Here is an 18163-nt window from a genome sequence, read left to right as displayed (position 1 = left end):
TTGTGTGGTTCAGGCCGAGCTGCGGCGCCGGTGCGGACGGGGCCTGATCCCGCCGATGCGCTACTACCTCTACGTCTCCACCGCCAAGGTGGACATGCTGTACGGGCAGATCCCGCAGAAGCTCCTGCGGCGGCTCGCCGTGGAGGCCAAGCTCGACCTGAAGGTCGTCAGCCTGGCTCTGCAGGCGCCGCCCTCCGAGACGACCACGTACGACCGGCTCGACCTCGTGGAGGCGTATCTCGACCGGGAACACGACGTCAGTTGGATGACGGAGCCCGCGGCCTGGTTCCGGGGAGAGGCGGCCCTGCGGGTCGCGGGGTACGGCGACCCCGATGGCCCCACGCTGATGACGGGGTACGACGGCGACACGGTCGTCGCCCTCATCGGGTCGGCGGATCACCTGATCGGCCACAAGGCGGCCCCCGAGATGCACCGGGTCGGCTTCTCGGGACTGCCTGCGCTCTTCCGCCTGCTCCAGGACACCCCGCCCGCGTGGGAGGGGCAGTTCGAGGTACGGGCCCGGGGCCGCATGCCGAGCCGGGGAAGCGTCACCGAGAACGTGCTGCGCTGCGCCGATTCGTTGACCGTGCCGCCCATGAACTGCGAGTTCTTGGCACGGCACCTGCTGCGGGACACCGTGACGCGTCCGGACGGGCGGGAGGTGACCGTCATCGTCGGGACTCCGCTGTTCGTCGCGATGTCGGACCAGGTGCCCGAGGGCACGGGGGCCTGAGTGGAGCGGGCCTCCACGATCGCGGAGCTGATGGACCTGCGGATGGCCGGCGACGTGACGGCGCTGTGCGCGGCCACCCGGTCCCAGGACCACCGCGTGGCCGTGTACGCCATAGCGATGCTGGGCAGCGCCACGCCCACACCGGAGGTCACCTCGGCGCTCGACCTCTGCATCCGTCAGGACCGGCCACCGCACGGAGTGCGCTGGAATGCCATCCGCTCGCTGGGGAGGCTGCGCGCACCCCATGCGGTTCCCGTCCTGCTGCGTGTCCTCACCGACCCGGACGACCCTCACGAGCAGTTGGCGAAGCCCGCGGCGAAGGCCCTGGTCGCCATCGGCGGGTCGGACGTGGTGCGTGGGCTCGTCGCGCTGTGCGGGCGGTTGGCGACCAGCCGCGGCCATTGGACCACGCTGGTACTGGACGCGCTGGCCGAACTGCGCGCGGCGCAGGCCGTGCCTCCGCTCCTCGCCGCGCTGTGGGAGTACTTGCCGGACCGCGCGCACCACGTGGTGCGGACGCTCGGGGCGATCGGGGACCCGCGGGCGGCCTCCGCACTCCTGGTGCTGGCGCACTCGTCCGCCTCGCCCACCCACCTGCGCCGTACGGCGCTCACGGCACTGCACGCGCTGCCCGCCGCCGCGTGGCCGCCCCCGCACCCGTGGCCGTCCGCGGAGCAGCTCCTTCACGCGCCACAGCGCGACCCGGACCCCGAGACGGCACGACTCGCCACCGAGCTGCTCGCCAGAACCGAAGAGGGACGGGACCACCTGTGGTCCGTGCTCCGCCCTGCGGTCGAGCCCGCCGACCCCGAACACCCGCCGCACGCCGTGGCCGCGGTCTGCGCCCGCATCGCGGCGGAGCCCGAACTCTTCGCGACAGACGACCGGGACGGACACATCGCCGCGCTCCGCCATCATCTGCGCGCGTCACCGGCGCCACCGGTGCGCCGGGCCGCGGCCGGTGCCCTCGCCGCCTGCGCGGGAACCGAGGCGGCCGGACCGCTCCTCGCGGCACTGGGCGACAGACACATCAGCGACGCGGTCGCGGACCTGATCGCCACGATGCCCGCGCTCCCGCCCGAGACCGTGGGGCTGTTGACGCGACCGGACGGCTCCGCGGTCCAACGCGCCGGCGCCGCACGCGCATTGGGGCTCGCGGAATGCCATGAGGCCGCCCCGGCCCTCCTGTCCGTCCTCGCGCAGGACTCGGCACCGGTCACCGTGTGCGCGGCCGCCGCCGACGCGCTCGGCGCTCTGCGGCACGCGGAGGCCGCCGCAACACTCGCCGCCCTGGCGTCCGACGAAGACACTCCGGGCACCCTGCGCGCTCATGCCGTGCGGGCTCTCGGCGCGATCGGCGCACCGCACACCCTCGCGGTGGTGCTGGCCTGCGCGCGCTCGCCGCACGAGGCGGTGCGGGCGCGGGCGGTGACGGCCCTGGGCGCGTTCCCGGTGACGGAGTCGGCCCACTCGCTCGGCGGGTTCGTCGCTCCCCACGCCGAGCCCTTCCTCGCACGCGCCGCCGTGCGGGCCCTCTCCCGTATCGGCCCCCCGGCACTGCCGACCCTCGTCGCGCTCGCCGACGGCCCCGTCGACGACCTGGGCGACGATCTGGGCGCCCAGCTCGTCGCGGCGCTCGCCGCGCGCCCCGAGGCCGAGGCCACCGCCGCCCTGAGCCGGCTCGCCGCGACACCGCCCCAGCCGCCACGGATCAGGTACGCCGCGCCCCTCGGCGGACCGCCGGCCACCGACCGCCCCGCGCGGGAGGCCGCGGCCCTCGCGCTCGTCGAGCGGGGCACGGCCGAATGCCTCACGCCTCTGGTGGCACTCCTCGCCCCCGACTCCTGGTCCGGCGCGCACGAACCGGCCGTCACCGCCCTCCTGAGGATCGGCACGGCCGAGGCGCACGACCACGTACTGGCGTTCTGCCGCAGGTCGACACACTTCTACCCGTGGCGCGTCCACGCCTTGGACGTCATCGCCGAAGCACGCGGCGTCCGGCTCGGCCCCCAGAAGTGACCACCGTCCCGCACCCGCGTACGAGACGGGAGGGGACGTGGGGGTATGTCCGCACGGAGCACCGAGCACGCTGTAGCAATGTTGTCCGCGAGGCGTGGCGAACAGTGGACGGCGAGTACGGACATACCCCCGCGGCCCCGCACCCACAGACAAACCGAAGGCGCAAACACCAGGCCCCCACGCTCCCGCACCCAAGAACGACCCCAAGGCGCAGACGCCACGCCCCCGCAGCCCGCCGTCACCGGCGCGGCCCCCTCCACCGCCCCGGTGACGGCCCCCGCCCTCCCTTGACCGGCAGAAATCTTCGGGATATCCGTAACTCCTGAAAGTTTCCTCCAGCCCGCAGGAGCCCACCCCGGTGTCCCAGCCACAGCAGCCCGCCCGCCGCGACCACCGCCTCCGAGAACTCCTCCGCACGCTCTCCCTGGAGGACAAGGTCGGCCAGCTCTTCGTCATGCACGTGTACGGCCACACCGCCACCGACCCCGACCAGGCCGACGTGGACACCAACCTCCGCGAACTCGGCGTCCGCGACGCCGCCGAACTCATCGCCCGCTACCGACTCGGCGGCGTCATCTACTTCGGCTGGGCCCACAACACCCGCTCCCCGCACCAGATCGCCACCCTCTCCCACGGCATCCAGCAGGCCGCCGCGGCGCAGAAGCAACTCCCCGTCCTCATCTCCGTCGACCAGGAACACGGCCCCGTAGCCCGCATCGGCGCCCCCGCCACCCTCCTCCCCGGCGCCATGGCCCTCGGCGCGTCCGGCTCGCACGACCACGCCCGCGAGGCCGCCCGCATCGCCGGCACCGAACTCCGCGCCCTCGGCATCCACCAGGACCACGCCCCGGACGCCGACGTCAACGTCGACCCCGCCAACCCCGTCATCGGCATCCGTTCCTTCGGCGCCGACGCCGACACGGTCGCCGGTTTCGTGACCGCCCAGATCGAGGGGTACCACCGGTCCAGCATCGCGACGGCGGCCAAGCACTTTCCCGGCCACGGCGACACCACCGACGACAGCCACACCGAGCTGCCGCACATCCACCACACCCGCGAAGAGTGGGACCGCCACGACGCGCCCCCCTTCCGCGCCGCCATCGCCGCCGGCGTCGACTCCGTCATGACCGCGCACATCGTGGTGCCCGCCCTCGACCCCTCGGGCGACCCCGCGACCCTCTCCCGCCCGATCCTCACCGGCATCCTCCGCGAGGAGCTCGGCTTCGACGGGGTGATCTCCACGGACTCGCTGGCGATGCGCGGCGTCCGTACGAAGTACGGCGACGACCGGGTGGCCGTACTCGCCCTCAAGGCGGGCGTCGACCAGCTCCTCAACCCGCCCCGCCCCGACGTCGCGTGGAACGCGGTCCTCCAGGCGGTCGCGGACGGCGAACTGACCGAGGAGCGCATCGACGAGTCGGTCCTGCGCGTCCTGCGCATGAAGGCGGACGCGGGCCTCCTCGACGCCTACCTGGGCGAAGAGAAGCCGGAAAACCTCGCCCCCGCCACCCCCACCACCCCCGAAGCGATCGACGCCACGGTCGGCAGTCCCGCCCACCTCGTCACCGCCGACGCCATCGCCGACGCCACGACCACCCTGCTGCTCAACAACGGCGGGCTGCTCCCCCTGTCGCCCGGCACGCACCGCGACATCCTGGTGGTCGGAGCCGACCCCCGTTCGCCGTCCGGCACCACGGGCCCGCCGACCACCGTCCTCGCCGGCGCCCTGAACGGCCTCGGGTTCCGGGCCGTGGCGCTGCCCACCGGCACCGCGCCGGACCCCTCGACGATCGAGGAGGCCGTGGCCGCGGCGCGGGAGCGGCACGCCGTCCTGGTGGCCACGTACAACATCACCACCCACACACGTACCGAGGACAACACCCAGGCCGCCAACGCCGATCTGGACGAGCCCGGCGGCAACGCCCGCGCCCACCGGGCCACGGACCCGTCGGGAGACGACGCGGGGCCCGACGGTCAGATCGCCCTCGTGAGCGCCCTCAAGGCCACCGGACTCCCGGTCGTCACCCTCGCGATCCGCAACCCGTACGACGTGGCGCACCTGCCATCCGTCGACGCCGCCCTCGCCTCGTACTGCTGGACGGACGTCGAACTCCGCGCCGCCGCACGGGTGATCGCCGGGAAGACCGCCCCCCAGGGGCGGCTGCCGGTACCCGTGCGGCGGGCGGACGACCCGACGCGGGTGCTGTACCCGATCGGCCACGGCCTGACGTACTGACCGCCGATCCGTACGGCACCCCCACCGGGTCACGGCCTCACGGCCTCAGCGTCGACTCCTTGCGCACGTCCCGCTTGTCGAGCTTCGTGTCGTACGGAGCCAGCGGCTTGCCCGCCTTCGGCGACGACGCCGACGGGGCGACCCCGGCCCACGCCTGGATCCGCTGCGTCGCCTTCGCCTTCTGGTCCGGGACGAGCTGGGCGACGTTCGCGCCGTGGTTGGCGCCGGGCGCGGTGAAGACGTGGCTGTCGTGCTTGGCGCCGCGCGCGGGGCGGAACTGCTCGGCGCCCCACGGGTCGAACTCGCCGTACACGTACATCATCTGGTGCGCGTTGTGCCGCACCCAGCGGTCGACGTCCGGCATCGCCCGCTTGTCGAACTTCATCGGGATGTCGCGCGGCACGAAGTTCCGCGGCGGCTGGTAGCCGTAGCGGCTCAGGTCGCCGAGCCAGGGCTGCTTGATGGTGGGCGCGCCGAGCTGCGTGCCCGCCTGGTAGTAGTACGGCGTGTAGCCCTCAAGTCCCTGGTCGGCGTAGGAGGACCAGCCGCCCACGGCGTCGACGTAGTCGAACAGCGCCTGGTCGGTCACGGTCGCCGGGTCCGGGATCTCACCGCAGGCGGTGGCGGCCGGCTGGTACTGCCAGAAGCCCCACACCAGGTCCATGACGACGGCCTCGTAGGCCTTGTCCAGCGTGCCGACGGTCTTGAAGGTGTAGCCCTCCGCCTCGGCGAGGGCCGCCAGCTTCGCCTTCAGCGGCTCCCTGCGCACCAGCGCCTCGCGCTGCACCGCCTGGATCCTGGCCCGGCACTCCTTGGGGCCGACGCCCGCGAGGAACTTGTCGTACGCCGAGTCCTCCTTGTTGACGACGTCGTTGGGGGCCACGTAGGAGACGATGCCCGCCATGTCGCGCGGGTAGAACCGCTCGTAGTACGTCGCCGTCATGCCGCCCTTGGACGCGCCGGTGGCCAGCCACTTCTTGCCGTAGATCGGCTTGAGCGCCCGGTAGATGCGGTGCTGGTCGCTGGCGGCCTGCCAGATGTCGAGCTTGGTCCAGTCGGCCGGATCGGGCCGCGAGGGCGTGAAGAAGCGGTACTCCATGGAGACCTGGTTGCCGTCGACGATCTGCGTCGGCTCACTGCGGCCGGGGCGCGTGGAGACGCTGTAGCCGCCGGTGGAGAAGACCATCGGGCGGGCGGTGTCCTTGTGCAGGACCGTGAGGCGCTGCTTGAAGGTGCCCTTGGACGGGTGCCGGTGGTCCACCGGCTGGGTGTAGTTGAGGACGAAGAAGCGGTAGCCCGGGTACGGGCTCTCCTCGATCAGGCTCATGCCGGGTATGGCGAGCAGCCTGTCCTTGATGTCGGTGGCGGCCGCGCTCTTGGCGCCCGCCCCTGTGGTCCCGCCCGGTTCCGCGGCGGTGGCCGCCGTCCCGGCCGTCGCTCCGGCCACGCCCACCGCGCCTATCAGCACCACGAGCGACAGCAGCCATCTGAGCGCCTTGCGCATGCACCCTCCCCTGTCGACACAGCAATGCCCCGGAACCTAACGGAGCAACTGAATCCGCACCAGGGGGAGTTGCCGGGCCGCACGGCAGAGGGTGCGGCACAGGTCGGACGTCAGCAGAGAATCCAGCCCGAACTGACCCCGCGCTTGCCGATCTGGCCCTTCACCCACACACAGCGGTGACCGGCGTGCACCGTCACCGGACCCGCGTGGTGGGTGTAACGGCCCTTGTCCCGGTCGGGCCTGCCGCCGCGCGCCTTGACGCTGACGGACATGGTCTTGCGGGCGCCGGTGTGCTTGGCGACGGCCATGGCGCACACGTAACCGCGGCTCTTGAAGACGTCGACGCGGCCGGTGACGAAGGAGAGCGAGCGCACCTTGCGGCCGGCGCAGCCGCCGGTGGCGGCCTCCGCCGACGCGGTGCCGGGGCCCGTGAGGGCGAGCAGGACGGCGGCGGCGAGCACGGCGGTGCCGAGCGCCACCCGCTGCCGTATGCGGCCTTCGCCGCGACCACTGCTCACAGTTGTCCCTCCCACCACGCCTGCATCACCCTTCACGCACGGACGTCCTTACATGGAGAACGTACGGACGCACCGTACTGACACTTCACGTACTGACGTACGGGTGTCCACGTACTGATGTACGGACGCAGGCCGCGGCCCGTGCGGTTGCGGGATCCCCCGCCCTTTTCAGAACCCTCTCGGTCCTCAGGCCGCCTCCACGGACTCCACGGGCTCCCCCACGAACGTCCGCCACAGCCGCGCGTACCGCCCGTCAAGCGCGAGGAGCTCCTCGTGCGTGCCGTCCTCCGCGACCCGGCCGTGGTCCATCACCACGACGCGGTCCGCGCGGGCGGCCGTCGTCAAGCGGTGGGCGACGACCAGCGTGGTGCGGCGGCCCGCGATGCGGTCGGTGGCCTGGTTGACCTGCGCCTCCGTGGCGAGGTCGAGGGCGGCCGTCGCCTCGTCGAGGAGCAGGATGTCGGGGTCGACCAGTTCGGCGCGGGCCAGCGCGATCAGCTGTCGCTGTCCCGCGGAGAGGTTGCGGCCCCGCTCGGTCACCTCGTGGAGGTAGCCGCCGTCCAGGGTGGCGATCATGTCGTGCGCGCCGACCGCGCGGGCGGCGGCCTCCACCTGGGCGTCGGTGGCGTCGGGCCGCCCGTAGGCGATGGCGTCGCGGACCGTGCCCGCGAAGAGGTACGCCTCCTGCGGCACCACGCCGAGGCGGTGGCGGTACGAGGTGAGGTCGAGGGTGCGCAGATCGGCGCCGTCGACGGTCACCCGGCCGCCGGTCGGATCGTAGAACCGGGCGACGAGCTTCACCAGCGTCGACTTGCCCGCGCCGGTCTCACCGACGAAGGCGACGGTCTGGCCCGCGGGTATCCGCAGGCGCACGTCGCTGAGCGCCTCCTCGGGGGCGCCCTCGCCGGTGGCGGCGTAGGCGAAGTCCACGTCCTCGAAGGCGATCTCGCCGCGCAGCGAGAGGACCTCGGCCGGCTCGTCCGCGGCCCGCGTCGACGTCGGCTCCTGGAGCAGCTCCTGGATGCGGCCGAGGGAGACGGTGGCCTGCTGGTAGCCGTCGAAGACCTGGGAGAGCTGCTGGACGGGGGCGAAGAACAGGTCGATGTAGAGGAGGTAGGCGACGAGCGCGCCGGTCGTCAGCGTGCCCGCCTCCGCCCGGCCGGCGCCGACGATCAGCACGGCGACGACGGCGACGGACGACAGGAACTGCACGAACGGGAAGTACACGGAGATCAGCCACTGGCCGCGGATGCGGGCCTGGCGGTAGCTGTCGCTGTTCGCCGCGAACCGCTCGGCGCCCGCGTGCTCGCGCCGGAAGGCCTGCACGATGCGCAGCCCGGCGACGGACTCCTGGAGGTCGGCGTTGACCGCGGAGACGCGCTCACGCGCCAGTTCGTACGCCTTCACGCTGGACTTGCGGAAGAAGTACGTGCCGACGACGAGGAGCGGCAGCGTCGCGAAGACGACGAGGGCGAGCTGCACGTCGATGACGAGCAGGGCGACCATGATGCCGAAGAACGTGACGACGGAGACGAACGCCGTGACGAGGCCGGTCTGCAGGAAGGTGGAGAGCGCGTCGACGTCGGTCGTCATCCGGGTCATGATCCGCCCGGTCAGCTCCCGCTCGTAGTAGTCGAGGCCGAGCCGCTGGAGCTGCGAGAAGATCTTCAGGCGCAGCGAGTAGAGGACCCGCTCGCCGGTGCGTCCGGTCATCCGCGTCTCGCCGGTCTGCGCCGCCCACTGCACGACGACGGCGGCGAGCGCGAGCCCGGATGCGGCCCAGACGGCGCCGAGGGCGAGCTGGTTGACGCCCTCGTCGATGCCGTGCCGGATCAGGACGGGGAGCAGCAGCCCCATGCCGGCGTCGACGGCGACGAGCAGCAGGCTGAACAACAGCGGCCGACCGAAGCCGCCGAGCAGCCTGCGCAGCCCGTACGACGTCTCGGGGGTGACGGCGCGCGCCTCGTCGATGCCGGGGGTGTCGGTGGCCGGGGGCAGCGCCTCGACCTGGGCGAGCAGTTCGGGAGTCGAGGGCATCCCGGAGAGCGCCGGGTCCTTGCCGGCGGCCTCGCGGTCGCCGGTCCACAGGGCGGGCGTGATGCCGCGCTCGGCGTCGAACTCGGCGTCGAGCTCCTCGCGCAGGGAGGTGTCCTCGGGCAGGTCGGCGGGGAGGGCGTGGCCCGGCGAGACGCCGCCGAGCTCGTCGGGGTCGGTGAGCAGCCGCCGGTAGAGGGCGGAGCGCTCCTCAAGCTCCTCGTGGGTGCCGAGGTCGGCGAGGCGTCCGTCGTCCAGGACGGCGATGCGGTCGGCGAGGCCGAGGGTGGAGCGGCGGTGGGCGATGAGGAGCGTGGTGCGGCCCGCCATGACCTGCTTGAGTGCCTCGTGGATCTCGTGCTCCACGCGCGCGTCCACCGCGGAGGTGGCGTCGTCGAGGACGAGGAGGCGCGGGTCGGTGAGGATGGCGCGGGCAAGCGCGATGCGCTGGCGCTGGCCGCCGGAGAGGGTGAGGCCCTGCTCGCCGACGGTGGTGTCGTACCCCTCGGGCAGTTCGGAGATGAAGCCGTGGGCCTGGGCGGCGCGCGCGGCCGTCTCGATCTGCTCGCGGGTGGCCTCCGGGAAGCCGTAGGCGATGTTGGCGCCCACGGTGTCGGAGAAGAGGAAGGAGTCCTCGGGGACGAGGCCGATGGCGGACCGCAGCGAGGACTGGGTCAGCTCGCGCACGTCGTGGCCGCCGATGAGGACGGCGCCGTGGGTGACGTCGTAGAAGCGCGGCAGGAGCAGCGAGACGGTGGACTTGCCGCTGCCGGAGGAGCCGACGACGGCGAGGGTCTCGCCGGGTCCTATCTCGAAGGAGAGGCCGTCGAGGACGGGGCGGTCGTCCTCGTACGCGAAGCCCACGTCGTCGAACTCGACGGTGGCCGGGGCGTCGGCGGGCAGCTCCTTGGTGCCGTCCGTCATGCTCGGCTCGGTGTCGATGAGTTCGAGTACGCGCTCGACGCCGGCCCGCGCCTGCTGGCCGACGGTGAGGACCATGGCGAGCATCCGCACCGGGCCGACGAGCTGGGCGAGGTAGGTCGAGAAGGCGACGAAGGTGCCGAGCGTGATGTCGCCCTTGACCGCGAGCCAGCCGCCGAGGGCGAGCATGGCGACCTGGCCGAGCATGGGGACGGCCTGCAGGGCGGGCGTGTAGCGGGAGTTGAGGCGGACGGTGCGCAGCCGGCCGGCGAAGAGCTTGCGTCCGACCTCGCGGAGCTTGCCGGTCTCCTGCTCCTCCTGCCCGAAGCCCTTGACCACACGGACGCCGCTGACGGCGCCGTCGACGACTCCGGCGACGGCGGCGGCCTGGGCCTGCGCGTACCAGGTGGCGGGGTGCAGGCGGGAGCGGGAGCGGCGGGCGATGACCCACAGGGCGGGGGCGACGGCGAGGGCGACGAGGGTGAGCGGCAGGGAGAGCCACGCCATGATCCCCAGGGAGATCACGAAGAGCAGGATGTTGCCGATGGTCATCGGCAGCATGAAGAGCAGGCCCTGGATCAGCTGGAGGTCGCTGGTGGCGCGGCCGACGACCTGTCCGGTGGAGAGCTCGTCCTGGCGCCGCCCGTCGAGCCGCGTGATGGTGCCGTACATCTCGGTGCGCAGGTCGTGCTGCACGTCGAGGGCGAGGCGGCCGCCGTAGTAGCGGCGTATGTAGGTCAGGACGTAGACGATGAGGGCGGCGCCGATCAGCGCGCCGGCCCAGGGGCCCATGGAGCGGCCGCCGCCCTGGCCGTCGTCGCCGATGACGTCGTCGATGATCACCTTGGTGATCAGCGGCACGAGGGCCATCACGGCCATGCCGCCGAGCGAGGAGCCGAGCGCGAGCACGACGTCCTTCGGATACCGCCACGCATATCCGGTGAGCCGTTTCGCCCAGCCCCGTTGCTCTGTCACGCGGTGCCTCCCAGTCGTCTTCCCTGCCGGAAGGCACCAACGTCGTGACGGACGGATTTCATCCCGCCGCAACAAACCGGGCGACTCAGGCGCCGGGCACCGCCACGAACGCCTCACGCGGCGTGATCGTCGGGGCGTACCCGCCGGCCGCCGCGGCGGCGCGGGGCGCCAGATCCTTGTGGACCACCTTGGCCACGCCCTGAATCGTGGCGACGCCATAGTTCATCGTGCTGTTGCCGTGCGTGAGCACGGACAGCGTGTAATCGTGGCCGCCGCCCTTGAACGCCCCGATGCTGTGCACCCGCCAGCCGTGCGTGGCGCGCTGCAGCCAGCCGTTCTTGACGTGGATGGAGACGCCGGAGGGCGCGCCCGCGGGGGTGCCCCAGCGCTGGGAGGGGATGACCTTGCCCATGAGCGTGAGGAGGTAGCCGCGGGAGGCGTCGGTGAGGACGGCGTTACTGCCGGTGATCAGGGCGAGGAGCTTCTGCTCGTCGGCGGCGTTGATGCGGGTGAGCCCCCAGTAGCCGCCGGAGCCGGGCACGGTCCCGGTCATCTTGGCCGCCCTGAGGAAACCTTTCACCTTGGTCGCGCCGAGCTGGCGCCACAGCGTGCTGGTCGCCGCGTTGTCCGACTTGGTGATCATGGCCGTGGCGAGGGACTTCTCGCGGGACGTGAGGGACCGGCGGCTCTTCTGGGCGTCCCACAGGAGCGTGGCGAGGACGGTCGCCTTGACGACGGACGCCGAGTCGAACGCGGTGGTCGCCCGCAGGGTGCAGGTGGTGTTGGTGGTGCGGTCGTGGAGGCCGACGGCGACCGTGCCCTTGCGGTTCTTCAGGGCGGCGGCGATGTCCTTGCCGAGCTTGGCGGCCAGGCCGGGCTGCGCGGAGGTGCAGGCCGGCTTCGGGGCCGTGGCGGCGAGCGCGGGCGGCGCGGTCGCGACCGCGCCGAGCGGCAGGAGCACGCCGGCGGCGAGGCCGGCCGAGAGCATGCGGGCGCGCCGGGATATCCCGGCTACCGGGTGAGTCATGGTTTCTTTCCGTCCCCTTGGGTCCGTACGCGACCCTCGGGGTCCGTACAAGCGCGCCCCCCGACGCACTCGTCACACATGACTCACCGGTACCGGTGAAGGGTTGTATGAACTTGTACGACAATCTCGCCCGATCTGGCCAGATGTTCAGCCGAGATGTGTCGGAGCGAACATCTTCAGGAGCGCCGGCAGCACCACCACCGAGGGCCCCGGCTCCGCCAGCGCCTTCGCCAGGTCGTCCCGGAGCGTTTCCGGCGACGTCCGCACGCCCGGCACCCCGAAGGACTCCGCGAGGGCCACGAAGTCGGGGCGGGCCAGCTCCGTGGCCGTGGCCTCGCCGAAGGCGTCGGACATGTACTCGCGCAGGATGCCGTAGCCGCCGTCGTCGACGATCAGCCAGGTGACGTTCAGCCCGTACTGCCGGGCGGTCGCCAGCTCCGCGATCGAGTACATCGCGCCGCCGTCGCCGGAGACCGCGAGGACCGGGTGCGAGGGGTCGGCGGCGGCCGCGCCGAGCGCCGCGGGGAAGCCGTAGCCGAGGCCGCCCGCGCCCTGCGCCGAGTGCATGGTGTTGGGGCGCCGCGCGTCGAACGCCGACCACGCCCAGTACGCCAGGATCGTCATGTCCCAGAAGGACGGCGACGTGTCCGGCAGGGCCTCGCGGACCGCGGCGAGCACCTGCCGCTCCAGGGCGAGGTCCTGCGCGTCGATCCGCTCACGGACCGCGGCGAGCACCCGCGCCACCCGCTCGGGGGCCGAGGGGTCCTCGCGGGGGGCGTCGATCGTCTCCAGGAGCGCGGAGAGGGCGATGCGCGCGTCCGCGTGGATGCCGATGCCGGGGTGGTTGGACTCCAGCTTCCCGGCGTCCGCCTCGATCTGGATCACCCGGCCGCGGGGCTGGAACGTGTGGTAGTTCGAGGACAGTTCGCCCAGGCCCGAGCCGACCACGAGGAGGACGTCCGCGTCCTCCAGGAAGTCCGTGGTGTGCCGGTCCTCCAGCCACGACTGGAGCGAGAGCGGGTGCTCCCAGGGGAAGGCGCCCTTGCCGCCGAAGGTGGTGACCACCGGCGCGTTCACCAGCTCGGCGAGCGCGCGCAGCTTGCCGGAGGCGTCCGACCGGACGACTCCGCCGCCCGCGATGATCGCCGGGCGCTCGGCGCGCGCCAGCAGGTCGGCGGCGACCGCCGTCAGCTCGGGGCGCGGAACGACGTCCTCCGGGGTCGCGTCCATCGCGGTGACGGCGGGCAGCGTGGTCTCGGCGAGCAGCACGTCCTGCGGGATCTCCACCCAGACCGGGCCGTGCGGCGCGGTGAGCGCCGACTCCCAGGCCGCGGCGATGGCGGAGGGGATCTGCGAGGCCGTACGGACGGTGTGCACGGACTTGACCACGTCGCGGAAGGACGCCTGCTGGTCGCGGAGCTCGTGCAGATAGCCGTGGCGGCCGCCGCCGAGCCCGGCCACCGGGACCTGGCTGCCGATGGCGAGGACCGGCGAGGAACCGGCCGCCGCCTCCTGGAGCGCGGCGAGCGACATCAGCGCGCCGGGCCCGGTGGAGAGCAGCAGCGGGGCGACCTCGCCGGTGATCCGGCCGTAGGCGTCCGCCGCGAAGCCGGTGTTGTTCTCGACGCGGAAGCCCACGTACGAGAGCGCGGAGCGGCGCAGCGCGTCGAACATGCCGAGGGCGTGCTGGCCGGGCAGGCCGAAGACCGTCGTGGCGCCGAGGCCCTGGAGGGTCTCGACGACGAGGTCGCCGCCGTTGCGCCCCGGGGGCGGGTTCAGGGCGGCCTCGGTCTGCGCGGCGGTGGGCCTGAGGACCACGTCGTGGTCGTGCGTCACCGGGTGGCCCCCGTCCCGCGGGCCTCCGCGATCTGGCGGGACATGATCGTCGTCAGCTCGTACGCGGTGTGCGAGGCGGCGACGGCCGTGATCTCCGCGTGGTCGTAGGCGGGCGCGACCTCGACGACGTCGGCCGACACCAGGTTGCAGGAGGCGAGGCCGCGGAGGATCTCCAGGAGCTCGCGCGAGGTCATGCCGCCGGCCTCGGGGGTGCCGGTGCCCGGCGCGTGTGCCGGGTCGAGGCAGTCGATGTCGATGGAGATGTACAGCGGGCGGTCGCCGATGCGCTGGCGCAGCTGGTCGGCGACCTCGTCGGCGCCGCGGCGGTAGATGTCCGCCGAGGTGACGATGCCGAAGCCCATCTTCTCGTCGTCGGTGAGGTCCTGCTTGCCGTACAGCGGGCCGCGCGTGCCGACGTGGGAGAGCGCCTCGGTGTCGAGGATGCCCTCCTCGACGGCGCGGCGGAACGGCGTGCCGTGGGTGTACTCGGCGCCGAAGTAGGTGTCCCAGGTGTCCAGGTGGGCGTCGAAGTGGAGGAGCGCGACCGGGCCGTGCTTCTTGGCGACCGAGCGGAGCAGCGGGAGCGCGATGGTGTGGTCGCCGCCGAGGGTCATCATGCGGGCGCCGGAGCCGAGCAGGTCGTCGGCGGCGGCCTCGATGGTCTCCACCGCCTCGTTGATGTTGAACGGGTTGGCGGCTATGTCGCCCGCGTCGGCGACCTGCGCGAGCGCGAAGGGCGAGGCGTCCTGCGCCGGGTTGTAGGGGCGCAGCAGGCGGGAGGCCTCACGGATCGCGTTGCCGCCGAAGCGGGCGCCGGGGCGGTAGGAGACACCGGTGTCGAAGGGCACGCCGACCACCGCGACGTCCGTCTTGCCGCCGACCTCGTCGAGGCGGGGCAGGCGGGCGTACGTCGCCGGGCCCGCGTACCTCGGGATGCGGGAGGAGTCGACGGGGCCGCGGGGGGTCGTCGGGGTCTCGGCGCTGCTCATGGTCGGTTTCCTCCTGTTGGTACGGGTGCTGCGGTTCAAGTGTCGCGCGGCCCACCGACAGCGGGCCGCGCGGACGTCTAGACGGTCACCGGGGTCTCCGGTTCCGGTTCCTCGGCGCCGCGTCCGGCCAGGCGTTCGCGCCAGGCGGCGAGCACGGCGGCGTCGGTGGGCTTCGTGGCGAGGGAGACGGCGACGTACACGGCCAGCGAGATCAGCAGGCCGTAGTAGACGGGCTCGTTGGCGAGGATCCCGTACCCCCACATGAGGCCGACGACGGAGAGTCCGCCGGCGACGACGGCGGCGAGCGCGCCGGCCGCGGTGCCGCGCCGCCACAGCAGCCCGCCGAGGATCGGCACCAGCAGGCCGCCGACGAGCAGGTTGTAGGCGACGGTCAGGGCCTCGACGACGTCGTTGAGCACGATGGCGATGGCGATCACGGCGACGCCCATGACGAGGATGAAGGCGCGGTTGCCCTTGACCTCGTCGTGCGCCTCGCCGGCCGGCCTGCCGACCGCGCCGCGCAGCCGCGACCAGATGTCGTTGTTGGCGACGGTCGCGCAGGCGATGAGCGCCCCGGAGGACGTCGACATGACCGCGGCGAGCGCGGCGGCCAGGACCAGCCCCCGTACGCCCACGGGCAGTTCGTCCTTGACGATGGTGGCGAAGGCCGCGTCGGCGCTCGGCAGCTTCGGGTACATGACCTTGGCGGCGGTGCCGATGACGGCGCCCGCGATCGCGTAGACGAGGCAGTAGGTGCCGGCGACGGTGCCTCCGTAGCGGGCGACCTTGTCGCTGCGCGCGGTGAACACGCGCTGCCAGATGTCCTGCCCGATGAGCATGCCGAAGGTGTAGATCAGCACGTACGTGAAGATCGTCTCGCCGCCGACGCCGAGCGGGTCGAAGTAGGAGGTGGGCAGCTTCGCCTTCATCGCCCCGAAACCGCCCGCCTTGACGACGGCGATGGGCAGGAGCAGCAGGAGCACGCCGATGGTCTTCACGACGAACTGCACCATGTCGGTGAGCGTGATGGACCACATGCCGCCGAGCGTCGAGTACGCGACGACGATGGCGCCGCCGAGGACGATCGCCACGGTGCGGTTCAGGTCGAACAGGACGTCGAAGATCGTGGCGTAGGCGATGGTCGAGGTGACCGCGAGCATCAGCGTGTACGCCCACATGACCACTCCGGAGATGACGCCCGCGCGCCCTCCGTAGCGCAGGTCGAGCATCTCGGAGACGGTGTACACCTTCAGGCGCGCGATGCGGGCCGAGAAGAACACGCTGAGCGCGAGGAGTCCGAGGCCGATGGTGAAGACCATCCAGGCGCCGGAGAGCCCGTACTGGTAGCCGAGGCCGACGCCACCGATGGTGGAGGCGCCGCCGAGGACGATGGCGGCCATCGTCCCGGAGTACATCCAGGGTCCGAGGCGGCGGCCCGCGACCAGGAACTCACTCTTCGACTTGGCGCGGCGCATGCCCCACCAGCCCATGGCCAGCATCCCGGCGAGATAGACGACGATCACTGTGTAGTCGACGGCCATAAGGGGGCCTCCTTCGCGCACCTCGGTGGCGTGTCGTGCAGATGGAGTGGGGTTCAGCCAGCGACCGGCCGCGGGGACATCCGCCCGTACCCGCTGCCTGTGGTCGGCACGACCTTAGGTGGCCGGAAAGCAACGCTGAAGTGTACGTTTCCTCCACTTGGCGCACCTCAGACGGATGGAACGTCCACCATGGCCGACCCCACGGCTCCTCCCACCCCGCCCGTCCCGCTCACCGCGCTGCTCGCCCGCGAGGACCTCGGCCTGCGCCAGGTCGCGGGCCCCGACGCGCGGGCCGCCGGCACGGCCGTGCAGTGGGTGCACACCTCGGAGATGCCGGACCCCTACCCGTACCTGCTCGGCGGCGAGCTGCTGCTCACCGCGGGCGTGCACATCACCGACCCGGCGGGCGCGGACGGCCACCTGGACGACTACGTGGCCCGCATCGTCGCGGCGGGCGGCGCGGCCCTCGGCTTCGGCGTCGCGCCGCTGCACGACACGGTGCCGCGCGCCCTGGTCGAGGCCTGCGACCGCGTGGGCCTGCCGCTGGTCGAGGTCCCGCCGCGCACCACGTTCAGCGGCGTCGCCCGCGCCGTGTGGCGGCTGATGGCCGAGGCGCGGCACGCGGAGCTGCGCCGGGTGACGGAGGCGCAGCAGGGCCTCGCCACGGCGGCGGCCCGCCCCGACCCGGTCCCGGCCGTGCTGCGGCAGCTCGCCGCCCGGCTCGGCGGGGTCTCGGTGCTGTACGGGCCGGACGGGGCGGAGTTGCAGCGGGCCGGGCACGAGCCGGACGACGGGGTGCGGGACGGGGTGCGGGACGCGCTGCGGGGGCTGACCGCGGTCGTCCGGCGCGCCGCCCCCGCCGCCCCGGCGTCCGCCGCCGACACGGCCGGGTCCACGCACCTCGCGGCCTACGCCCTGGGCGGCGGCCGGGGCTTCGCGCTGGGCGTCGCCACGGATCGCCGGGAGCCGGGTGACCACACCATCGCCGGGGCGGCGGTCGTGCTGCTCTCGCTCCTCACCGGCGAACACCAGGGCGCCTCCGAGGCGGCCCGCTCGGCGGCGCTGGTCCGGCTGCTGCTCGGGGCGCCGGTTTCGCAGACCGGCCCTCTCCTGGGCGGCGACCGGTGGAGCGTGGTGCACGCGCGCGGGGAGGGCGGTCCGCTGGCCGCGTCGGCGCTCGCCGCGGCGCTGGGCACGGGTCTGGTGGACCCGCGCGAGCCGGGGGAGGCGGTACGGCTCCTCGTCCCTGCCGACCGCGAGGTCGCCCCCGCCGACGGCTGGACGCTCGGGGTCTCGGCCGCCGCGCCGCCCGCCGAGCTGCCGTCCGCCGACGCGCAGGCGGCCCGCGCCCTGCGCCGCGCGGAGGCCACCCGCGTCCCGCTGGTGCGGCACCGCGAGAACGGGCTCGCGGGCCTGGTCGCCCCGGCGGAGGCCGACGCCCACGCGCGCGTGCTGCTCGCCCCGCTGGCCGCGGGCGAGGCCCTGACGCCGACGCTGCGCACCTGGCTCTCCCTGCACGGCAGCTGGGACCGCACGGCGGTGGCCCTCTCCGTCCACCGCAACACGGTCCGCCAACGCATCGCCCGCTGCGAGTCCCTCCTGAACATGGACCTGAGCGACCCGGACGTCCGCATGGAACTCTGGTTCGCGCTGTCCCGCCCAACGTCTTGAGCCGAACGTCCCGGGGGTCGCGCCCCGCAGGGGGGCGGGGAACTGCGCGACCAGCCCCCACGCACCCGCAGCAAAAACTGGACGCCCCCAGCCCTCCCCCCCCCGGCAAGGGGCAACGCACCTCACAAGGCCAAGCTGTGGGACGCCAAGGCCCCGCGG

11 protein-coding genes are annotated in these 18163 nt (G+C 73.0%); 4 read left to right on the top strand and 7 right to left on the bottom strand.

What is annotated here, in order from left to right:
* Positions 1-4 precede the first annotated feature (4 nt).
* From ACFYO9_RS33675 to ACFYO9_RS33665, 3 genes are all read left to right on the top strand, one after another.
* Positions 5-733, top strand: coding sequence for a DUF7019 family protein (locus ACFYO9_RS33675; protein ID WP_358779343.1), 729 nt, complete (start codon positions 5-7; stop codon positions 731-733).
* Positions 734-2752, top strand: a complete 2019-nt coding sequence (locus tag ACFYO9_RS33670) for a HEAT repeat domain-containing protein (protein WP_358779344.1) — start codon at positions 734-736, stop codon at positions 2750-2752.
* A 358-nt stretch (positions 2753-3110) separates the two neighbouring features.
* Positions 3111-4988, top strand: a complete 1878-nt coding sequence (locus ACFYO9_RS33665) for a glycoside hydrolase family 3 protein (protein WP_358779345.1) — start codon at positions 3111-3113, stop codon at positions 4986-4988.
* 37 nt (positions 4989-5025) lie between these two features.
* On the opposite strand, the gene ACFYO9_RS33660 is transcribed toward ACFYO9_RS33665, so the two are convergent.
* The 7 genes from ACFYO9_RS33660 to ACFYO9_RS33630 all read right to left on the bottom strand — a co-directional run bounded on the left by ACFYO9_RS33660 (position 5026) and on the right by ACFYO9_RS33630 (position 16333).
* Positions 5026-6492 (bottom strand): aminopeptidase, encoded by a 1467-nt coding sequence (locus ACFYO9_RS33660; protein ID WP_358779346.1) that lies wholly within the window; start codon positions 6490-6492, stop codon positions 5026-5028.
* 110 nt (positions 6493-6602) lie between these two features.
* On the bottom strand, positions 6603-7010 hold the full coding sequence (locus tag ACFYO9_RS33655) for a hypothetical protein (protein WP_358779347.1): 408 nt from the start codon (positions 7008-7010) through the stop codon (positions 6603-6605).
* Positions 7011-7196: 186 nt separating this feature from the next.
* Positions 7197-10940, bottom strand: coding sequence for an ABC transporter ATP-binding protein (locus ACFYO9_RS33650; RefSeq protein WP_355819870.1), 3744 nt, complete (start codon positions 10938-10940; stop codon positions 7197-7199).
* An 85-nt stretch (positions 10941-11025) separates the two neighbouring features.
* On the bottom strand, positions 11026-11967 hold the full coding sequence (locus tag ACFYO9_RS33645; RefSeq protein WP_355819868.1) for a serine hydrolase: 942 nt from the start codon (positions 11965-11967) through the stop codon (positions 11026-11028).
* Between the two features lie 147 nt (positions 11968-12114).
* Complete coding sequence (locus ACFYO9_RS33640; protein WP_355819866.1) at positions 12115-13803, bottom strand: thiamine pyrophosphate-binding protein; 1689 nt, start codon at positions 13801-13803, stop codon at positions 12115-12117.
* The gene (gene speB, locus ACFYO9_RS33635; protein WP_355819864.1) at positions 13800-14792 is read right to left on the bottom strand and encodes an agmatinase; all 993 of its coding nucleotides are present in this window, start codon (positions 14790-14792) and stop codon (positions 13800-13802) included. The genes ACFYO9_RS33640 and speB overlap by 4 nt, the downstream gene beginning before the upstream one ends.
* A 77-nt stretch (positions 14793-14869) precedes the next feature.
* A complete protein-coding gene (locus tag ACFYO9_RS33630) occupies positions 14870-16333 on the bottom strand; it encodes a sodium:solute symporter (RefSeq protein ID WP_355819862.1) in 1464 nt (487 codons plus the stop codon).
* 189 nt (positions 16334-16522) lie between these two features.
* On the opposite strand from ACFYO9_RS33630, the gene ACFYO9_RS33625 reads away from it, so the two are divergent.
* Positions 16523-18004, top strand: a complete 1482-nt coding sequence (locus ACFYO9_RS33625; protein ID WP_358778280.1) for a PucR family transcriptional regulator — start codon at positions 16523-16525, stop codon at positions 18002-18004.
* The last annotated feature ends 159 nt before the right edge of the window (positions 18005-18163 follow it).

Origin of the sequence: Streptomyces sp. NPDC005863 (assembly GCF_042871345.1) — a bacterium.
Lineage (GTDB): Bacteria > Actinomycetota > Actinomycetes > Streptomycetales > Streptomycetaceae > Streptomyces.
This window is presented reverse-complemented; position numbering and strand designations above follow the sequence as displayed.